The 15,070-nt window shown below is 55.5% G+C and carries 14 protein-coding genes and 1 tRNA gene; 6 read left to right on the top strand and 9 right to left on the bottom strand.

Features of this window, described 5'->3' with window-relative positions:
* Positions 1-90: 90 nt before the first annotated feature.
* The 3 genes from AC2FI9_RS04080 to AC2FI9_RS04070 all read right to left on the bottom strand — a co-directional run bounded on the left by AC2FI9_RS04080 (position 91) and on the right by AC2FI9_RS04070 (position 3,455).
* Complete coding sequence (locus AC2FI9_RS04080; RefSeq protein WP_496765869.1) at positions 91-1,113, bottom strand: aspartate-semialdehyde dehydrogenase; 1,023 nt, start codon at positions 1,111-1,113, stop codon at positions 91-93.
* 111 nt (positions 1,114-1,224) lie between these two features.
* Positions 1,225-2,259 (bottom strand): glycosyltransferase family 4 protein, encoded by a 1,035-nt coding sequence (locus tag AC2FI9_RS04075; protein ID WP_496765864.1) that lies wholly within the window; start codon positions 2,257-2,259, stop codon positions 1,225-1,227.
* Between the two features lie 23 nt (positions 2,260-2,282).
* Positions 2,283-3,455 carry an MFS transporter gene (locus AC2FI9_RS04070; RefSeq protein WP_496765858.1) on the bottom strand — a complete coding sequence of 391 codons (1,173 nt, stop codon included), beginning with the start codon at positions 3,453-3,455 and terminating at the stop codon, positions 2,283-2,285.
* Positions 3,456-3,594: 139 nt separating this feature from the next.
* On the opposite strand from AC2FI9_RS04070, the gene AC2FI9_RS04065 reads away from it, so the two are divergent.
* The gene (locus AC2FI9_RS04065) at positions 3,595-4,737 is read left to right on the top strand and encodes a DUF3095 domain-containing protein (protein ID WP_496765854.1); all 1,143 of its coding nucleotides are present in this window, start codon (positions 3,595-3,597) and stop codon (positions 4,735-4,737) included.
* A gap of 4 nt (positions 4,738-4,741) precedes the next feature.
* On the opposite strand, the gene AC2FI9_RS04060 is transcribed toward AC2FI9_RS04065, so the two are convergent.
* On the bottom strand, positions 4,742-5,512 hold the full coding sequence (locus AC2FI9_RS04060; protein WP_496726215.1) for an HpcH/HpaI aldolase family protein: 771 nt from the start codon (positions 5,510-5,512) through the stop codon (positions 4,742-4,744).
* A 15-nt stretch (positions 5,513-5,527) separates the two neighbouring features.
* On the bottom strand, positions 5,528-6,940 hold the full coding sequence (locus AC2FI9_RS04055; RefSeq protein WP_496765852.1) for a pyridoxal phosphate-dependent decarboxylase family protein: 1,413 nt from the start codon (positions 6,938-6,940) through the stop codon (positions 5,528-5,530).
* Positions 6,941-7,180: 240 nt separating this feature from the next.
* Between AC2FI9_RS04055 and hpaR the strand changes: the two genes are divergently transcribed.
* Together hpaR and AC2FI9_RS04045 are read left to right on the top strand one after the other, a co-directional pair.
* Positions 7,181-7,615: a homoprotocatechuate degradation operon regulator HpaR gene (hpaR, locus tag AC2FI9_RS04050; RefSeq protein ID WP_496765850.1), complete on the top strand. Its 435-nt coding sequence runs from the start codon at positions 7,181-7,183 to the stop codon at positions 7,613-7,615.
* A gap of 488 nt (positions 7,616-8,103) precedes the next feature.
* On the top strand, positions 8,104-8,793 hold the full coding sequence (locus AC2FI9_RS04045) for a fumarylacetoacetate hydrolase family protein (RefSeq protein WP_496726211.1): 690 nt from the start codon (positions 8,104-8,106) through the stop codon (positions 8,791-8,793).
* 9 nt (positions 8,794-8,802) lie between these two features.
* On the opposite strand, the gene AC2FI9_RS04040 is transcribed toward AC2FI9_RS04045, so the two are convergent.
* Positions 8,803-10,017 carry a winged helix-turn-helix domain-containing protein gene (locus tag AC2FI9_RS04040; RefSeq protein ID WP_496765846.1) on the bottom strand — a complete coding sequence of 405 codons (1,215 nt, stop codon included), beginning with the start codon at positions 10,015-10,017 and terminating at the stop codon, positions 8,803-8,805.
* A 4-nt stretch (positions 10,018-10,021) separates the two neighbouring features.
* A complete protein-coding gene (locus AC2FI9_RS04035; RefSeq protein ID WP_496765841.1) occupies positions 10,022-11,047 on the bottom strand; it encodes a LacI family DNA-binding transcriptional regulator in 1,026 nt (341 codons plus the stop codon).
* A 114-nt stretch (positions 11,048-11,161) separates the two neighbouring features.
* Here AC2FI9_RS04035 and AC2FI9_RS04030 point away from each other — a divergent pair.
* The 3 genes from AC2FI9_RS04030 to AC2FI9_RS04020 all read left to right on the top strand — a co-directional run bounded on the left by AC2FI9_RS04030 (position 11,162) and on the right by AC2FI9_RS04020 (position 12,790).
* A tRNA-Arg gene (locus AC2FI9_RS04030) sits at positions 11,162-11,238 on the top strand.
* A gap of 575 nt (positions 11,239-11,813) precedes the next feature.
* The gene (locus tag AC2FI9_RS04025) at positions 11,814-12,182 is read left to right on the top strand and encodes an HNH endonuclease (RefSeq protein WP_496765836.1); all 369 of its coding nucleotides are present in this window, start codon (positions 11,814-11,816) and stop codon (positions 12,180-12,182) included.
* Between the two features lie 71 nt (positions 12,183-12,253).
* Entirely contained in the window at positions 12,254-12,790 is a 537-nt protein-coding gene (locus tag AC2FI9_RS04020) for a hypothetical protein (RefSeq protein ID WP_496765834.1), read from the top strand.
* Between the two features lie 666 nt (positions 12,791-13,456).
* Here the strand turns inward: AC2FI9_RS04020 and AC2FI9_RS04015 are convergent.
* Both AC2FI9_RS04015 and AC2FI9_RS04010 read right to left on the bottom strand, forming a co-directional pair.
* Positions 13,457-14,143, bottom strand: coding sequence for a class I SAM-dependent methyltransferase (locus AC2FI9_RS04015; protein WP_496765828.1), 687 nt, complete (start codon positions 14,141-14,143; stop codon positions 13,457-13,459).
* 136 nt (positions 14,144-14,279) lie between these two features.
* Positions 14,280-15,014 (bottom strand): TylF/MycF/NovP-related O-methyltransferase, encoded by a 735-nt coding sequence (locus AC2FI9_RS04010; protein ID WP_496765827.1) that lies wholly within the window; start codon positions 15,012-15,014, stop codon positions 14,280-14,282.
* Positions 15,015-15,070: the final 56 nt, after the last annotated feature.

Raw genomic sequence — 15,070 nt, 5'->3', positions numbered from 1 at the left:
CAAACAATTGTCGCGCTACACCAGACAAAAAAAGCCCCGCCGGGAAAGGCGAGGCTTAAATTCTCTGTTCGCTAAATGCTGAAAAGGAACTTAGCCCTTTTTCAGAACCTCACGGCCCAGCAATTCGGCGATTTGTACTGCGTTCAGGGCTGCACCTTTGCGCAGGTTGTCCGAAACGCACCACAGGTTGATGCCGTTCTCAATGGTCGAGTCCTGACGAATGCGGCTGATGAATGTTGCGAAATCGCCCGCGCATTCGATCGGCGAGACGTAGCCACCGGGTTCGCGCTTGTCGATCACCATGATACCCGGTGCCTCGCGCAGGATGTCGCGTGCTTCGTCTTCGTCCAGAAATTCTTCGAACTCGATGTTCACGGCCTCAGAGTGGCCAACAAAGACCGGAACGCGGACGCAGGTGGCCGTGACCTTGATCGACGGATCGACGATCTTTTTGGTTTCCACAACCATCTTCCACTCTTCCTTGGTCGAGCCGTCTTCCATGAAGACGTCAATCTGGGGAATGACGTTGAAGGCGATCTGCTTCTGGAACTTGTTCGGCGGCACGTCCGTGGTTGGGTTGTAGACCGCTTTGGTCTGATCCCACAGCTCATCCATACCTTCCTTACCGGCGCCAGACACCGACTGATAGGTCGACACGACGACGCGCTTGATGCGCGCGCGGTCATGCAGCGGCTTCAGCGCGACAACCATCTGCGCGGTCGAGCAGTTGGGGTTGGCGATGATGTTCTTGTTTTTGTAGTCGTGGATCGCCTGCGGGTTACATTCCGGTACGATCAGCGGAATGTCCGGGTCATAGCGATACAGCGACGAGTTATCGATCACCACGCAGCCTGCGGCCGCCGCCTTGGGGGCGTAGACCTTGGTCGCTTCGGACCCCACGGCGAACAGCGCCATGTCCCAGCCTGTGAAATCGAACGTGTCCAGATCCTTGGTAGTGAGTGTCGTGTCGCCAAAGCTTACTTCAGTGCCCAGCGAACGACGGCTTGCCAGAACAGCAAGTTCATCGACGGGGAACTGGCGTTCAGCCAGAATGTTCAGCATTTCGCGGCCCACGTTACCCGTGGCGCCGACGACTACGACGCGATAGCCCATTTCATGTCTCCAATGTTAAGGACGCGCGTTCATAGCTGCGTTGCGGCAAAGAAAAAAGAGTTTTCGGGGCATTATTCCCGTAATGACGCCGATTTTACGCAGTCCGGCGCGTCAGGTGTCGCTCAGGAGCCGTTCATAGAGCGCCACGAGCGTCTTTGCCTCACCACTGATGTCGAAATTCTGCTCGACATGGGTGCGGGCTGCGATACCGGAATGGGCAAGGGATTCGCAGTCGGACAACATCTCGGCGGCGGCTTCGGCCAGCGCGGGGATATCACCAGGTTCGACCACTCGGCCCAGCGACGGGTCGGTGACGATCTCGGAGAACGCGCCTACGTCGGTCGCAACAACCGGCACGCCGCAGGCCATTGCTTCCAGCGGCGTCAGGCCGAACCCTTCCCACCGTTGCGGGGCGATGAACAGGTCCAGCACCTGATACCATTCGGCGATCTGATCGACGGTCACCTCGGGCATGAACAGAACGCGGTCGGACAGGCCCGCCTCGGCGACCTTGTCTTTCAGTTCGGTCAGGAAGCTGGTGTGCTTTTCCGTGGCGCGGCCCATGACGATGCCATGGACGTCGTCAAAGCGGCCGCACAGTTCGATCATTGCATCGACAAAGGCATCGGTGCCCTTCTGGTGACGAATGCGGCCGTAGCAGCCCAGCAATAGACCATCTGGCAAACCCAGTCGCGCCCGAACAGCTGCTTTGTCTTCGGGCGGTGTGAAATCCTGCAAGTTGATGCCATGCATGATGACCTGCGCATCTCTCTCCAGATACTCGGCGGTTTTGCGCGAAGTCGCGACGACCGCGTCCATTTTGTCGATCAGCCATTTGGTGTAGCCGCTATGCGCGCGTTGCGAGGCGCTGGTGAACAGCAGCTTCAACCGCAGCCGCAGCACATTGCGCAGGATCAGGCCCAGCAGCATCTCGGTATTGCGGCGCGCGTGCCAGACGCGCAGTGTTTTGCGCGACAAAAAGGGCAGGCGGCCCAGCGGGATATGTGGGATGTCTTCCGGCAAGCCCGGCCCGGTGGCGGCGATGTCGATCCATTGCACCTGCAGCGGCACCAACCGGGCAATCGTCGCGGTCACACCCGAAAGTCTGCGTTTGAGGTTGGGGGCAATGACGCGCGGGTCGGACATGGACACTCCTGGCAGTTCCAGCGTCAGTCGACGCTGTCGCGGCTGAACAGATAGATCACGCAACCGATGGCCAGCGTGACCGTAAAAAAGCCGAATATCGCTGTGTAGGGCGCGGTCGGGCTGATGTCCACCGTGGCAGCGTGGATGCGGCCGGTAACAAATTGCGCCAGTCCTACACCGCCAATGCCAAAGAGGTTCAGCAGGGTCATGCCGCGCCCAACCAGATGCGGTGGCACAAAGGCCCGTCCATGAGCCATGATGACCGGAAAGCTGGCCCCCAGAAACCCGATCGCTGCCATCAAAACAACTGACAGCCAAACCGCGTTGTCCACCCAAAGGCACATCAGAACCAGCCCCACTGTGCCCAGCGCGTTGCCGCCAAAGATCACCCACTTTCGCGTGCCTAGCATTCGATCGAGCGGCCCATAAGCAAAGGTACCTGCAATCATCGCCGCCCCCATAATCAGGGTCGCTGTCCCGATCTGGGTGGTGCTAAGGCCGAAGGTATCGCTGAGGTATGGCCCGGCCCAAAGGCCGCGCGTCGCCGCCGACGGGGCATAGGCCACCAGCATCAGCGGCAGGATCGCCCACAGGGCGGGTTCTTTCAGCAGGTCCAGCACCGATCCCCTGTGTTCGGTCTCGACACGTTTGGGATCATGCACGCTGAACCAGATGCCCAACGCGATCGCGGCAGAAAAAACAGCTAGCGTCCCCATCGTGGCGCGCCATCCCATCAGCTCGACCGCCAGCGCAGTAGGGTACGAGGCAACCAGATTGCCGACCGATCCGACGCCCAGCATGACAGCCGCCAAAGTGGCGAAGGGGGCAGGTGGGAATTCGCGGGCGAAGATATAGTAAGATGCCATCAACACCGGTGAGCAGCCGACCCCGATCAACCCCATGGCGATGGCGATGTGAAAAGGGGAGCTGGATAGGGCAAACAATGCCGCTCCGCCGGCACCACCGACCAGCAGCAAGACCGCCGCCGTCAGGCGCGGTCCAACCCGGTCCAGTGCCCAGCCTACGGGCAACTGCATGGCGGCAAAGATCAGAAACCAAAGACCTGACGCAAAGGCCAGATCCTCTGGCGTGGCCCCGATATCGCGCCCCAGATCAACACTGAGAACCGCGAGAAAGGCGCGAAAGAACTGGCTGAGCACATAGCCCAGGCACAACACCACCAGACCTGCCTTCATGAAAACCCTCTCCCCCAAACCGGCGAAGAAATGCTTGGCACGTCACGGTGCCACACACAAGCGCGTGTGCTATACTGATTTTGCCGGACAGTGATCACATTCGGGCTATCCTTATCCTTACCGAATATCCGAGGTGCCAATGAAAGACGCCCAGGCCGCGTTCTATGACAGTCTTCCCCTGTTGCGGGACTTTACCCGTTTGGTGGACCCGGCGCGTTTCTCTGCTGTTCCGGGCGATTGGGCATTGGGCGTGGCAGATATCGTAGATTCCACCGGTGAGATCGCAAAAGGGCGATACAAGACGGTCAACATGGTCGGCGCGGCGGTGATCTCGGCCATGATCAACGCGCTTCACGGCAAGGAGTTCCCTTATGTTTTTGGCGGCGACGGTGCCGGATTCGCCGTGCCCGCAAGTGAGATCGACACCGCCAAAGCGGTATTGGCGGACCTCAGGTGCTGGGCGGAAGAAGAATTCTCGATCTCGCTACGCGCGGCGTTGGTTCCGGTTGCCGAAATTCGTAAGGCAGGAAAGGACCTGCGGGTCGCGCGTTATGCGCCGTCTGATGGGGTGGATTACGCCATGTTTTCGGGTGGCGGGTTGGCCTGGGCCGAAGCGCAGATGAAGGCTGGTACCTTTACGGTGCCGCCTGCCAAACCTGGTGCGCAGCCCGACCTGACCGGATTGTCCTGTCGGTGGTCCAACAGCAAAGCACGCAACGGTCAGATCGTCTCGGTCGTGGTTCAGCCCACAGCAAATGCGACCGAGAGTGACTTTGCGGATTTGGCCCGCTCGGTTCTGTCAGCTTCGGAGGGGTTGGAGCGTTCGGGTCATCCAGTACCAGAAGATGGCCCGCCGATCAGCTGGCCACCTCCGGATGTTGGCCTGGATGCCCGCGTATCACGAGCTGGGAACAATTTGTTGCTGCAGCGGATCAAATTGCTGGGCCAGAACTTTTTGATCGCCCTGTTGTTCACATCGGGCAAACGGTTGGGCAATTTCGAACCCGGCCATTACAAGCGCATGGTCAGCCGCAACGCCGACTACCGTAAATTCGATGATGGGTTGAAAATGACGCTGGATTGTGACGCTGCCACGTTGACGCAAATCCGGATGATGCTTGAACAGGCACGCGGACAGGGCAAGATCCGCTATGGGCTGCATGCGCAAGACGAGGCAATGATGACCTGTATCGTCCCCTCGGCGACGCGCGACGATCATGTTCACTTTGTGGATGGGGCATCGGGTGGTTATGCGCAGGCCGCGGCCACCATGTACGCCTGACGCGCTATTTCGCCTTCCATTTCGCCGCCAACGCCCGGGATGCCTGCGCCAGCAACATCACATCAATGCCGACCGCAAGAAACTGTGCGCCCATTTCATAATAGGCTTGGCTGGCCTCGTCATTGGTGCCCAGAATGCCGGGCGCTTTGCCCGCGGCCCTGATCTTTGTGATGGCGTCCGCAATGACAGCGCGCACTTCCGGCGCTGCGCTGTTTCCTTGATATCCCATGTCGGTGGACAGATCCGCTGGGCCGATAAACACCCCGTCGACGCCTTCGACCTTTAGGATATCATCCAGTGCGGCCATCCCGGCGCGGTTTTCCACTTGCACCAGAAGGCAGATTTGATCGTCCGCAGATTGAATGTACTCCGGGATCGAGCCGTACATAGTCGCCCGGGCCGCACCGGCCCCAACGCCGCGCACACCTGTTGGGGGATAACGGCAGTCCCGAACCAACTGTCGCGCCTGATCGGCAGTTTCGACCATCGGTACCAGAACAGTTTGCGCCCCGGCATCCAGCACCATCTTGATCAAAGCGGTTTCGCCAACCGGAACCCGCACCACCGGGTGCGAGGCGCAGGCCGCCAACGCCATCAGCTGATCACGTATTGATCGGATATCGTTCGGCGCATGTTCTCCGTCAATGACCAGCCAGTCAAACCCGGCGGTGCCCATGATTTCTGCAGTGACGGATTCGGCAAAGCTCATCCAGCAGCCGATCTGCAGTTCACCCTGTATTAGAGCCTGTTTGAAACTGTTTTTCTGGACTGGCATGGCCGGACCTCCTGTCTATGTCAGTGAGCGGGCGATTTCGGTTATGACGTCATAGGCCATTCGGACATCGTCTTCGGTGGTTTCGAACTGACCGGCCTGGAACCGGATCACCAGATCGCCATCCACGCGGGTTTGCGTCAAATAGATGCGGCCGTCGTCATTGATGGCGTTTACCAAACGCAGGTTCAAGTCGTCCAGATCCGCATGACCTTCCGGCGCATAGCGGAACGTCCACAAAGACCACATAGGCTGAGTTACGATTTCGAAATCCGCCTCTGCCGCCAACCGGTCATGCAGCGCCACGGACCAGTTCACGTGGTTGCGCAGCCGTTGGCGCAACCCTTCCAGCCCATATGCCCGGATCACGAACCATAGCTTGAGCGCCCGGAACCGGCGACCCAGAGGCACCGACCATTCCGAATAGTTGATGATGCCATCCTTGCCGTGGGTCTTGAGGAATTCGGGGCTGATCGCCAGCGTCTGCACCAGATCATCGGGGTCTTTCAGAAAATGCGCGCAGCAATCAAATTGCACACCCAGCCACTTATGCGGGTTGAACACGATGCTGTCGGCCTGATCCACGCCGGGCCAGTAGTGGCGGTATTCCGGGCAAATCATGGCCGATCCGGCCCAGGCCGCATCCACGTGGGAATAAAGACCGTATTTCTGGGCGATCTTCAGACATTCATCCACAGGATCGGTTGCACCCGTTCCTGTTCCGCCAACGCAAAGGATAACGCCCGCCGGATGTAAACCAGAGTCTAAATCGGCCTGGATCGCTGCCTCCAGTGCTTCGGGATCCATCCCGCGCCAATCTCCCTTGATCGGAATCCGCACCAGATTGTTTTGCCCAATCCCCGCAACCCAAATGGCACGATCGACCGACGTGTGCACTTCGGCCGAGCAATAGACGCACAGGGGTTTTTGCCCAAACAAACCTTGTTGATTACCCTGCCATTTCAACGCCTTCTCGCGCATCGTTAGGACAGCAGCCAATGTCGCCGACGAGGCGGAGTCCTGAATAACGCCAGCGAATCCCTCGGGAAGGTCCAGCGCGTGACGCAACCAGTCCATCATCCGTGTTTCCATCTCGGTCGCGGCTGGTGAGGTTTGCCACAACATACATTGCGGTGCGATGGCGCTGGCCAGAAATTCGGCCAGGACCGATGGGGCCGAGGCGTTCGAGTTGAAATAGGCAAAGAACCTTGGGTGTTGCCAGTGAGTGATCCCTGGCATCACGATCTGTTCGAAATCCTGAAACACGTCCTCCAGTGGCTGCGCGTGCTCGGGTGGCCGCGCGGGCAAGGCATTGAGGATATCCCCCGGCTCAGTCCGGGCGCGGACGGGTTTGTCACCAACAGTCAGATGGTAGTCCTGCGTCCACTCGGCAATTCGTTTGCCCCAATCCGAAAACTCATCCCACTTCATCTTAACCCTCAGATATCTGCCAACCCCGGGATCGGACCGGGACTTAGTTTCTTTGCGCGTCCAGTGATCGTCATTCTGAAGAAAACGTCAATATTAATTGCTTTGTTTACTAATTTTGAGATACGGCTCGAAGCTGCGATGTGCCTAAAAGGGCCATATATTTCATGGTCAAGTTACTGATATCAGAAGCAAAATCCTTGGCCAGTTGCAGTTTGATCCGATTTGGGCAAAAATTCCACTATGACCAGAGACCTGCCTAATACGTCCCGCTCATTGCCGATTGCACTGCTGCGGGCGCGCGAAAGGGTCATGGGGCCCATTCGAAATATGCTGGCTGATGCGGGTGTTACGGAACAGCAATGGCGCGTTCTGCGTGTTTTGAAAGAAGAAGGCCCCCAAGAGCCAACGCATATCGCGGATCGATCGTGCCTTTTGCTGCCCAGTCTGACGCGCATTCTGCAAAAACTGGAAGCCAAGGATTTGATCCGGCGCCGGGTCCATCCCGAGGATAAGCGTCGTCAGATCATCGATATCACGGCCAAAGGCCAAAAGATCATCCAGGACAACATGCAGGTGACACTACGCCTGGCTGAAGAGATCAAGACCCAGCTAGGCCCGGATCGGCACGAAGCGCTGCTGGACCTGCTGAATGATCTGCATGATCTGAAGACCTGATCGCACGTCGCGCATGCAAAGGCTTTTGTCCCCGCCAGAGAAGTATGGGTATCCTCCGGCGGGGTGGCCAGACTTTGACTGGACTGCGTGTCTGGCCTGTGGCCGGATGGCTTTATCCGGCTCACACCTCAGAGAAACAGCCACCTGAAAATAGGCGGACGTCCGGACACAAAGACCGTGTGGGGGTACAGGTTTTTGGCCGTCGCTCTCTGATTCAGTTGCACCCGCCTGCAGGCAAATCGCCTGATCAGCGACGGGTGGATTTCGGTTCTCGCCAGGGAATGAGTGTCTAAACGATGTTGGCGTGATCCATGATTCAACCAAAGGTAGCGCGTGCCCAAAGCTTTCCAAGGCGAATCTTTGAATTGTGAACAGCCGACGATGGGTCCAGATCGCATGATGGTGAGGTCCAGCGCGATCCTGCATGGCTTGTTCAACTGGCCCTGCCAACTTAGAAACAAGCTGCCAGTTGCAGTTAGGGGGCTTTGATGCCGGACAACCTGTTTTCCTTACCCGACCCGATTTCGATCCCGGTTGAGGGTGAATTGTCGACGTATCCAGTGGGACGCATTTTCTGTGTCGGCCGCAATTATGCGGCCCATGCGGCCGAAATGGGAAATGAGGTCGATCGTGAGGCGCCTTTCTACTTTACAAAATCTGCCCCGAACGCGGTTCTGTCAGGTGCAACCGTGCCTTATCCGCCGGGAACAGAGAATTTTCACCATGAGATGGAGCTGGCGGTTGCGATCGGCAAACCCGTTTTCCGTGCAACGCGTGCCGAGGCGTTGGATGCGGTTTATGGCTACGGTTGTGCGCTGGACATGACGCGCCGTGACCTGCAAATCCGCGAACGGAATAAACAGCGCCCGTGGGATCTGGGCAAGGATCTGGAAAACGGCACCGTGCTGGCCCCGTTGACCCGCGCGGCAGATTGGTCGCCGGACGACAATAAACGCATTTATCTGAACGTGAACGGGGAAACGCGGCAGGACGCGACGCTGGAAGAGCTGATCTGGAAGATAGATGAGGTCATCTGCCATTTGTCCGGATATTATCATCTGCGGCCCGGTGATCTGATCCTGACTGGTACACCGGCTGGGGTTGGCCCGGTGTTGGCGGGCGATGTCCTGGAAGGCGGGATTGACGGATTACAGCCTATCAGCCTGAGTTTGATCTGAAAATAGACCCTATTTAGGGTCTTTTAACCAATCACGGGCGAATTCTACGTTGTCCAACCCGGTGAATCGTCGGACTCGGTCGAGCTCTGATTGCAACCTTTTGGTTCTGGCATCGGACCAGCGCACGGATCGTTCCGGCCATAAGGCGCTGACTTGTAACACCCCGCGATCCCGGTTGGCTTTCATGTCAATCCGTCCGATCAATCGGTCGCCCTCAAGCAGCGGGAACACATAGTAACCGTAGGTTCGTTTTGCAGCGGGTACAAAAACCTCGATGCGATAGTAAAAGCCGAACAACCGTTCGGCCCGATTGCGGTCGCGCAGCATAGGGTCAAATGGGCTAAGGACCCGAATGCGGCCCGAGGGACGGGGTGCAGCCTCTGCATCCTCGGAAATGGATGGTCGGGCGATCACTTTGCGTAGCCTTCCGTCCGCGCAGGTCACCTCGATCTCTTCCAATTTTCCTTGAATTAGACCCTGTTCACACCAGGATTTTGCTTCGCTTGTCGTGACAGTGTCCCAAAACGCAGCCAATTCGCCCGAGGTTGCAAACCCCAACCGGTCAAGCGCCGCGTTGCACAGCCAATCCACTGTCTCCTCGGCATCACAGGGCATATTGCCGGGGCAAATATGCGTTTCGATCACTCGTTCTGTAAGATCATAGCGCTTTTGAAATCCTTGCCGCCCTATGACAGTCAGTGCGCCCGAGCGCCAAAGAAACTCCAGCGCCGTTTTTGACGGATGCCAGTCCCACCAGCCGCCGGATCCCTTTTTCTCGTCCTTGCCAACATCGGACGAAGAGACCGGTCCGTGATCCCGAATATGTTGCAGAACGGTTTCAAATCGCTGCTCAAACCCGTCGCGACGCCAGTTCTTCCATCGGGACTTCAGCAGATCTGCATCGCGCTGAAACCGCAAATGCCAATGCGGATAAAATTCCATCGGAATGACAGCCGCGTCGTGGGTCCAGTGTTCGAACAGTGCGCGGTCGCGTTCATAAAGGCGTTTGAGATTGCCGGCGCGATAGGATGGACGGCGCGAAAACAGGATCATGTCATGGGCGCGCGCAACCGTGTTGATGCTGTCCAATTGCACAAAGCCAAGACGATGGATCAGGTCCAGCAATTCCGAGCCTTTTGCGCCGCCCGATGGCGGCTCGGCCAATGCATGACGATCCATGAACAGCGCGCGAGCTGTTCGGTTGTCCAGCCGTTGCAGCGCCACGTGTTCAGCGCCGCTTTAGGGTGTCGCCAAAGCTGATCTTGGGGGTCAGGGTCACACGCGTGTCGACCTCGGCATTGGGATCAGCCAATTGCGCCGCGATGATCTCTGCGGCTGTGCGTCCGATCTCCAACCTGCAGGCGTCCATTGTGGCCAGCTTGCGCGGCAGACCTTGCAGAAGCTCGACATTGTTGAACCCGGCGAGGCCGATCTGTCCCGGCACATCAATACCCTGATCCAGCAGATACAGCAGCCCACCTGCACCGATCATGTCATTGGAGTAATAGAGGAAATCCAGATCGGGGGACCGTTCCAGCATGGTCTGGGTCATCTCACGCCCTTTGGCCAGAGCCGATCCACCAGAGTAGAATTCGCGATCCTCGATCTCAACCCCGTGTTTGCCCAGAACTTCGGTGAAGCCTTCGAACCGTTTGCGCGCCCGGTGATCCAGCGGCATTTTCGTTCCCATGAACCCGATATGCTCATAGCCCGCCTTTAGGATCGCCTGCGCCATTTCGCGCCCGGCACGACGATGGGAAATCCCAACCATCGCGTCGACCGGTTTGCCGTCGGTATCCATGATCTCGACCACCGGAATACCAGATGAATCCAACATGGCGCGCGCGGCCTCGGTGTGTTCGAGGCCAGCAATGATTACTCCGGACGGCCGCCACGAGAGCATCTCGTACAGCACTTTTTCTTCTTTTTCCGGCATATAGTCGGTGACGCCCACAACCGGTTGCAGCTCGGTGTCTTCCAGCACCTGGTTAATGCCGGTCAGAACCTCAGGGAAGACCATGTTCGACAGCGAGGGAATGATCACCGCCACCAAATTCACCCGGCTGGAGGCCAATGCGCCCGCAATTTTGTTGGGCACATACCCCAGCTCTTTCGCGGCGGCCAAGACGCGGGTGCGCGTGGCGTCCGAAACATCGCCCCTGTTGCGCAGAACCCGACTGACCGTCATTTCCGACACTCCGGACGCTTCCGAGACATCACGAAGGGTAAGCGGGCGTTTGGTTTCTGTTGTCACTGAGGCACCTGCGATGTTGTTTTGCCTGATGGTAGCGTGAACAGCGCAAGTTTTACAACCGTCGCGCAAAGGTCATGACAAGGTTGAAAAACCGGGCTAAAGAGAGCGTCGCACGGCCCCGTGGCTCAACTGGATAGAGCAGCCCCCTCCTAAGGGGCAGGTTGCAGGTTCGAATCCTGCCGGGGTCGCCAATAAACTCAATGACATAACCTGATACGCACTTTGCTTGTTTTTCGATACGGAACGATATTTGGAACGAAACGTTCCATGATCTCTGTCTTCGATTCCAAGCAAGACAGTCTGGTCTCACGTCCTTCTTCCGAAGCAATGCTCGCAGGCTGAATGGAATCGACTCGATTGTTTTTTGTTGGGATAAAGCGAGCTTTGCAGTTTGTTCCGCAGTGGGGTCGCCCAGATTAAACTGCAATGCTTCCGCTTGACATACTAATCGTCTAAGTTGTGCTCAGCCAATCATTATTTTCTGCTGCCTGTTTGAGCCATTCTTTTCGGAAGTTGTATCAGCATGAAGCCATTACAGCCTGGAGCGTGGCTCCACGATCTTGTCACGATCTACAATGAGCTTGGAGGACAAGCTTCATACGGCGACGTTTACGAACTTGCCGAACGCCGCAGAAAGTCTCGAGGGGCAAGCTGGACGGCTAATGTCGAAGCAACTATTCGCAGGACTGTTGAAGACCATGCCGAAAGCTCTTCAAATTTTAGAGGCGATCCCGTCTTTTAAAGCGTCAGCGGACATGGAAAGGGAGTGTGGGCCTTGCTCCCCGAATACATCACTGCTTCAACGCCGCCCGCCAACTCTCCAGCATACCTCGAAGGCATTGAGGGAGTGGCTCAGGAGCGGCGGTATCTTCTTCGTTTCCGTAACTCAAAATTAGTCGAAGAACGAAAGAAACTCGAAGACTATTCATGCCAAGCCTGCGGTTTTCACTTGGAGATTTCCGCAGGTAAATTCGTTATTGAGGTCCATCACCTCAATCCATTGGGAGAATTGTCTGAAGCGACCCTACCGACGATAAGCGAGTTAGTCTGCTTGTGCCCAACTTGCCACCGAATTGCCCATATGAGAGCCAAAAAGCCCTATACCATTGCAGAAATCCGAGATTTGACAATGTAACATTCCATCCAAGGGACTGTGATTTATCATCTCCAAGGCTACCGCCAAAATCTTTTCCAGAGAAAGTCCACATGAGAACGACTTACGAGCACCGGTTTCCGTCCTGTGAGAAGGCACTTGAGTATATAAAGGCCTCCTATTGGGACTACGTTGGCCGCAGAGGTCTCCTCAGGAAACACGACCGCTACGAGGGTAGTATTTTTTACACAAGAGCGGGGGATTTGACTGGGCGCGAGTATGAAACCCGATATGCCCTCAAGTTGTATCAGGACGGATATGTTTCGCTACAAGCGATAAAAGATACGAGCGGCAATCCGCCTCACGTGAAAACTGCCCTTCCTGATGTTCTTTGGGCATCCGCAGGTGCCAGGAACTTCAGTATGAAGATGGTAGAGAAGGTGAACAATGTGCTGAAAGAGGACGGGTCCGATCTGTGGGTCGCGTTCCGCCATCACCCGTCAATGTTTCCTTTGCACAGAAAGAGTGAGACGAAGCCAATCACCACTCTAAAAAGCTCTCTGGAAGCGATTGACTACGATCCCAAACGGAACGGGCTGAGCACTCGCGCCGGAAAAATCTTGCATCGCGCCCTGAATGGACATTGGTGAGTATTCTCCGAGACACGTTGGGGAATGCAGGGTGCCAAAAAGCTCTGAAGACAATATGGGCCAAGGAAATTGCCTGCTACTCTGCTACCTCACGCGCCTTTCAGGCGCGGGGACATCTACTTGGTGGGCTTCTTCTATCAAATCAATTTCTCCGGTCGCGGCGAGCCGCCTTGGATTTGCAAAACGCGTTCGAAGTGTGTCCCGCAACATTACCAGCTTAAACCAGAGACGATTAGCCAATAAACTGGATTCCCAATGAAAATGATATTCTCCGTGTGGCAAATCCAACAGGCCCATCCGAAATACGCCCATCTATCGCCAGAAGCGAGCCGCTGCGTTTCGCCGCTGGAACGAGTGTGCCATCGAACTAGTCGCTTGAGCCGACGCGAACCGACTACGTCTTAGGAGATTGAAACAACGTGTCAATGCCCTCCTTCGCAATGGCGCACGTTGGCAGTTCAGAAACGAACGACAGAAGTTGGTTGCGTCTGAGCTGTTTGCGAAAAACCACTTTTCCTGTGGAACTGTACCCATGAAGTTGAAAGACATTCTTCGCCAGATCTATGCCGACAAGTTTCAAGTCCGCCAATTTTCTACCCCTGATAGTTTCCATCTCTAAAACCTACCAGATGAGAGATCAGGGGATGTCTATTCCATCAAAGCCCTTCAGCTTGAGGGTTTCTGAAACATTGCAACAATTTGGAATGTCTTCAACGCGTCTCGTTGATATGCTCTTAGCAAATCGCCAGGCGGTTCAATATCTACCTGATCCCGCTGTTCGCGGATCAAACGAAATCCAGCCGCCTCAAATCGGCTCAGCAAATCGTCAGCTGTGATTCTGTTCAAAGTATCAAACATGGCCAACAGCGCTTTTTTGTGGTCATTTTCCAAATTCGAGTTGTTAACGTCGGCGTGTACATCGCTAGTTTGTGCTAATAGATGTTCCCATCTTTCATATCCGATCGCCCAAAGATGACTCCCCTCTGGCGAAAAAAACAAAGGGGAAATCTGAACAAAAAAATAGCCACCAGGTTTTAGAATCTCATATAGATCTTGGAGCACAGAGTGATAGATTCTGTTGTTTACATGCTCGAAGACGGACCAACTGTATATGAGATCAAATGGGCCGCCCTTTGGAACTGCGCCCGGAGCAATCTCCTCGAAGGTTAGCCTGCTAGGGATTTCAATCCCAAAATTCTGCTTCAAAAATGGCACGCAGGCCTCAGCTTCGTTGTTAATGTCAACCCCGTGAACATTTGCATCGAACAACAATGCGACGCCAGCAGCAGACGTTCCGCCGCCGCACCCGAAATCAAGAACTTTCTTTCCTGCGAGCCCTTCTGCATCGGTCATCCATTGTTCAATAATCTGAGGAACATACAAGAATTTGGCACGATCATCATCGGATGGGAGCAATTTCGCAGAATCCAAAATCTGCGTTTTGAGGTCCAAGGTTGAATCTACCAAAAGAATGACCCTCTCTGTTTTCTCATATTTTTATACACAGTCTGACCTGATCGTTTACGCGGTTTAATAGCGGCGCTTGAATTGTTGAAAAATACTCATCAGTGGCCTTGCGGGAACCAGACCAGTGACCATAGTCATCAATTATCAACACACCACCCTTTGACAACCTTGGGTAAAGTACCTCCAACTCAAAACGGGTCGACTCGTACCAGTCGGTGTCGAGCCGCAATACAGAGATTTTCTCTGGAAAATTGTTTTTCAACGTTTCCATGACGTCGCCTTTTACAAAGCGTGAATTTTTTGTTGGTAGGCCGGCTGCTACGAAGTTTCGAGAAACCTGATCGGTAGAGGCATAGCACCAGCCCACTTCATCGCTGAACGTCTCCATCAATAAAGAAGCACTCTCACCATTAACGTCCACATCTGCCTCAGTTGGTGCTGTCATTCCTTCGAATGTATCGTACAGCCAAAGATCACGCGGTGCGCCAAGCGCTTCAAAGGTCAGCCCGGCAAGGATTGCACTTCCACCCATCCACGTGCCGCATTCAACGAAGTCGCCAGAAATGCCCGCGGAGTGTACATATTTACAAGCATTATGAAGCGAATACATCGCATCTTTACCCGTCATTGTGAAGTCACGAGACTTGAGGAACAAATTCGTAAAATGCTCATCTTCGTCGATATCACGGATCGGATAGTCAACTAATTCTGCATCGTGCGATTCGGAATATACAATCTTTCGGGGTGGAAGCGTCATCGGGGTACCATCGCGTTAGTAGGATGCGTTTCGAAATTACTCAGGTGTCGGGTCAT

The sequence above is a fragment of the Ruegeria sp. CDSA246 genome (assembly GCF_059611225.1).
The sequence above is the reverse complement of the archived record's forward strand: the minus strand, read 5'-3'. Positions and strand labels throughout refer to the sequence as shown.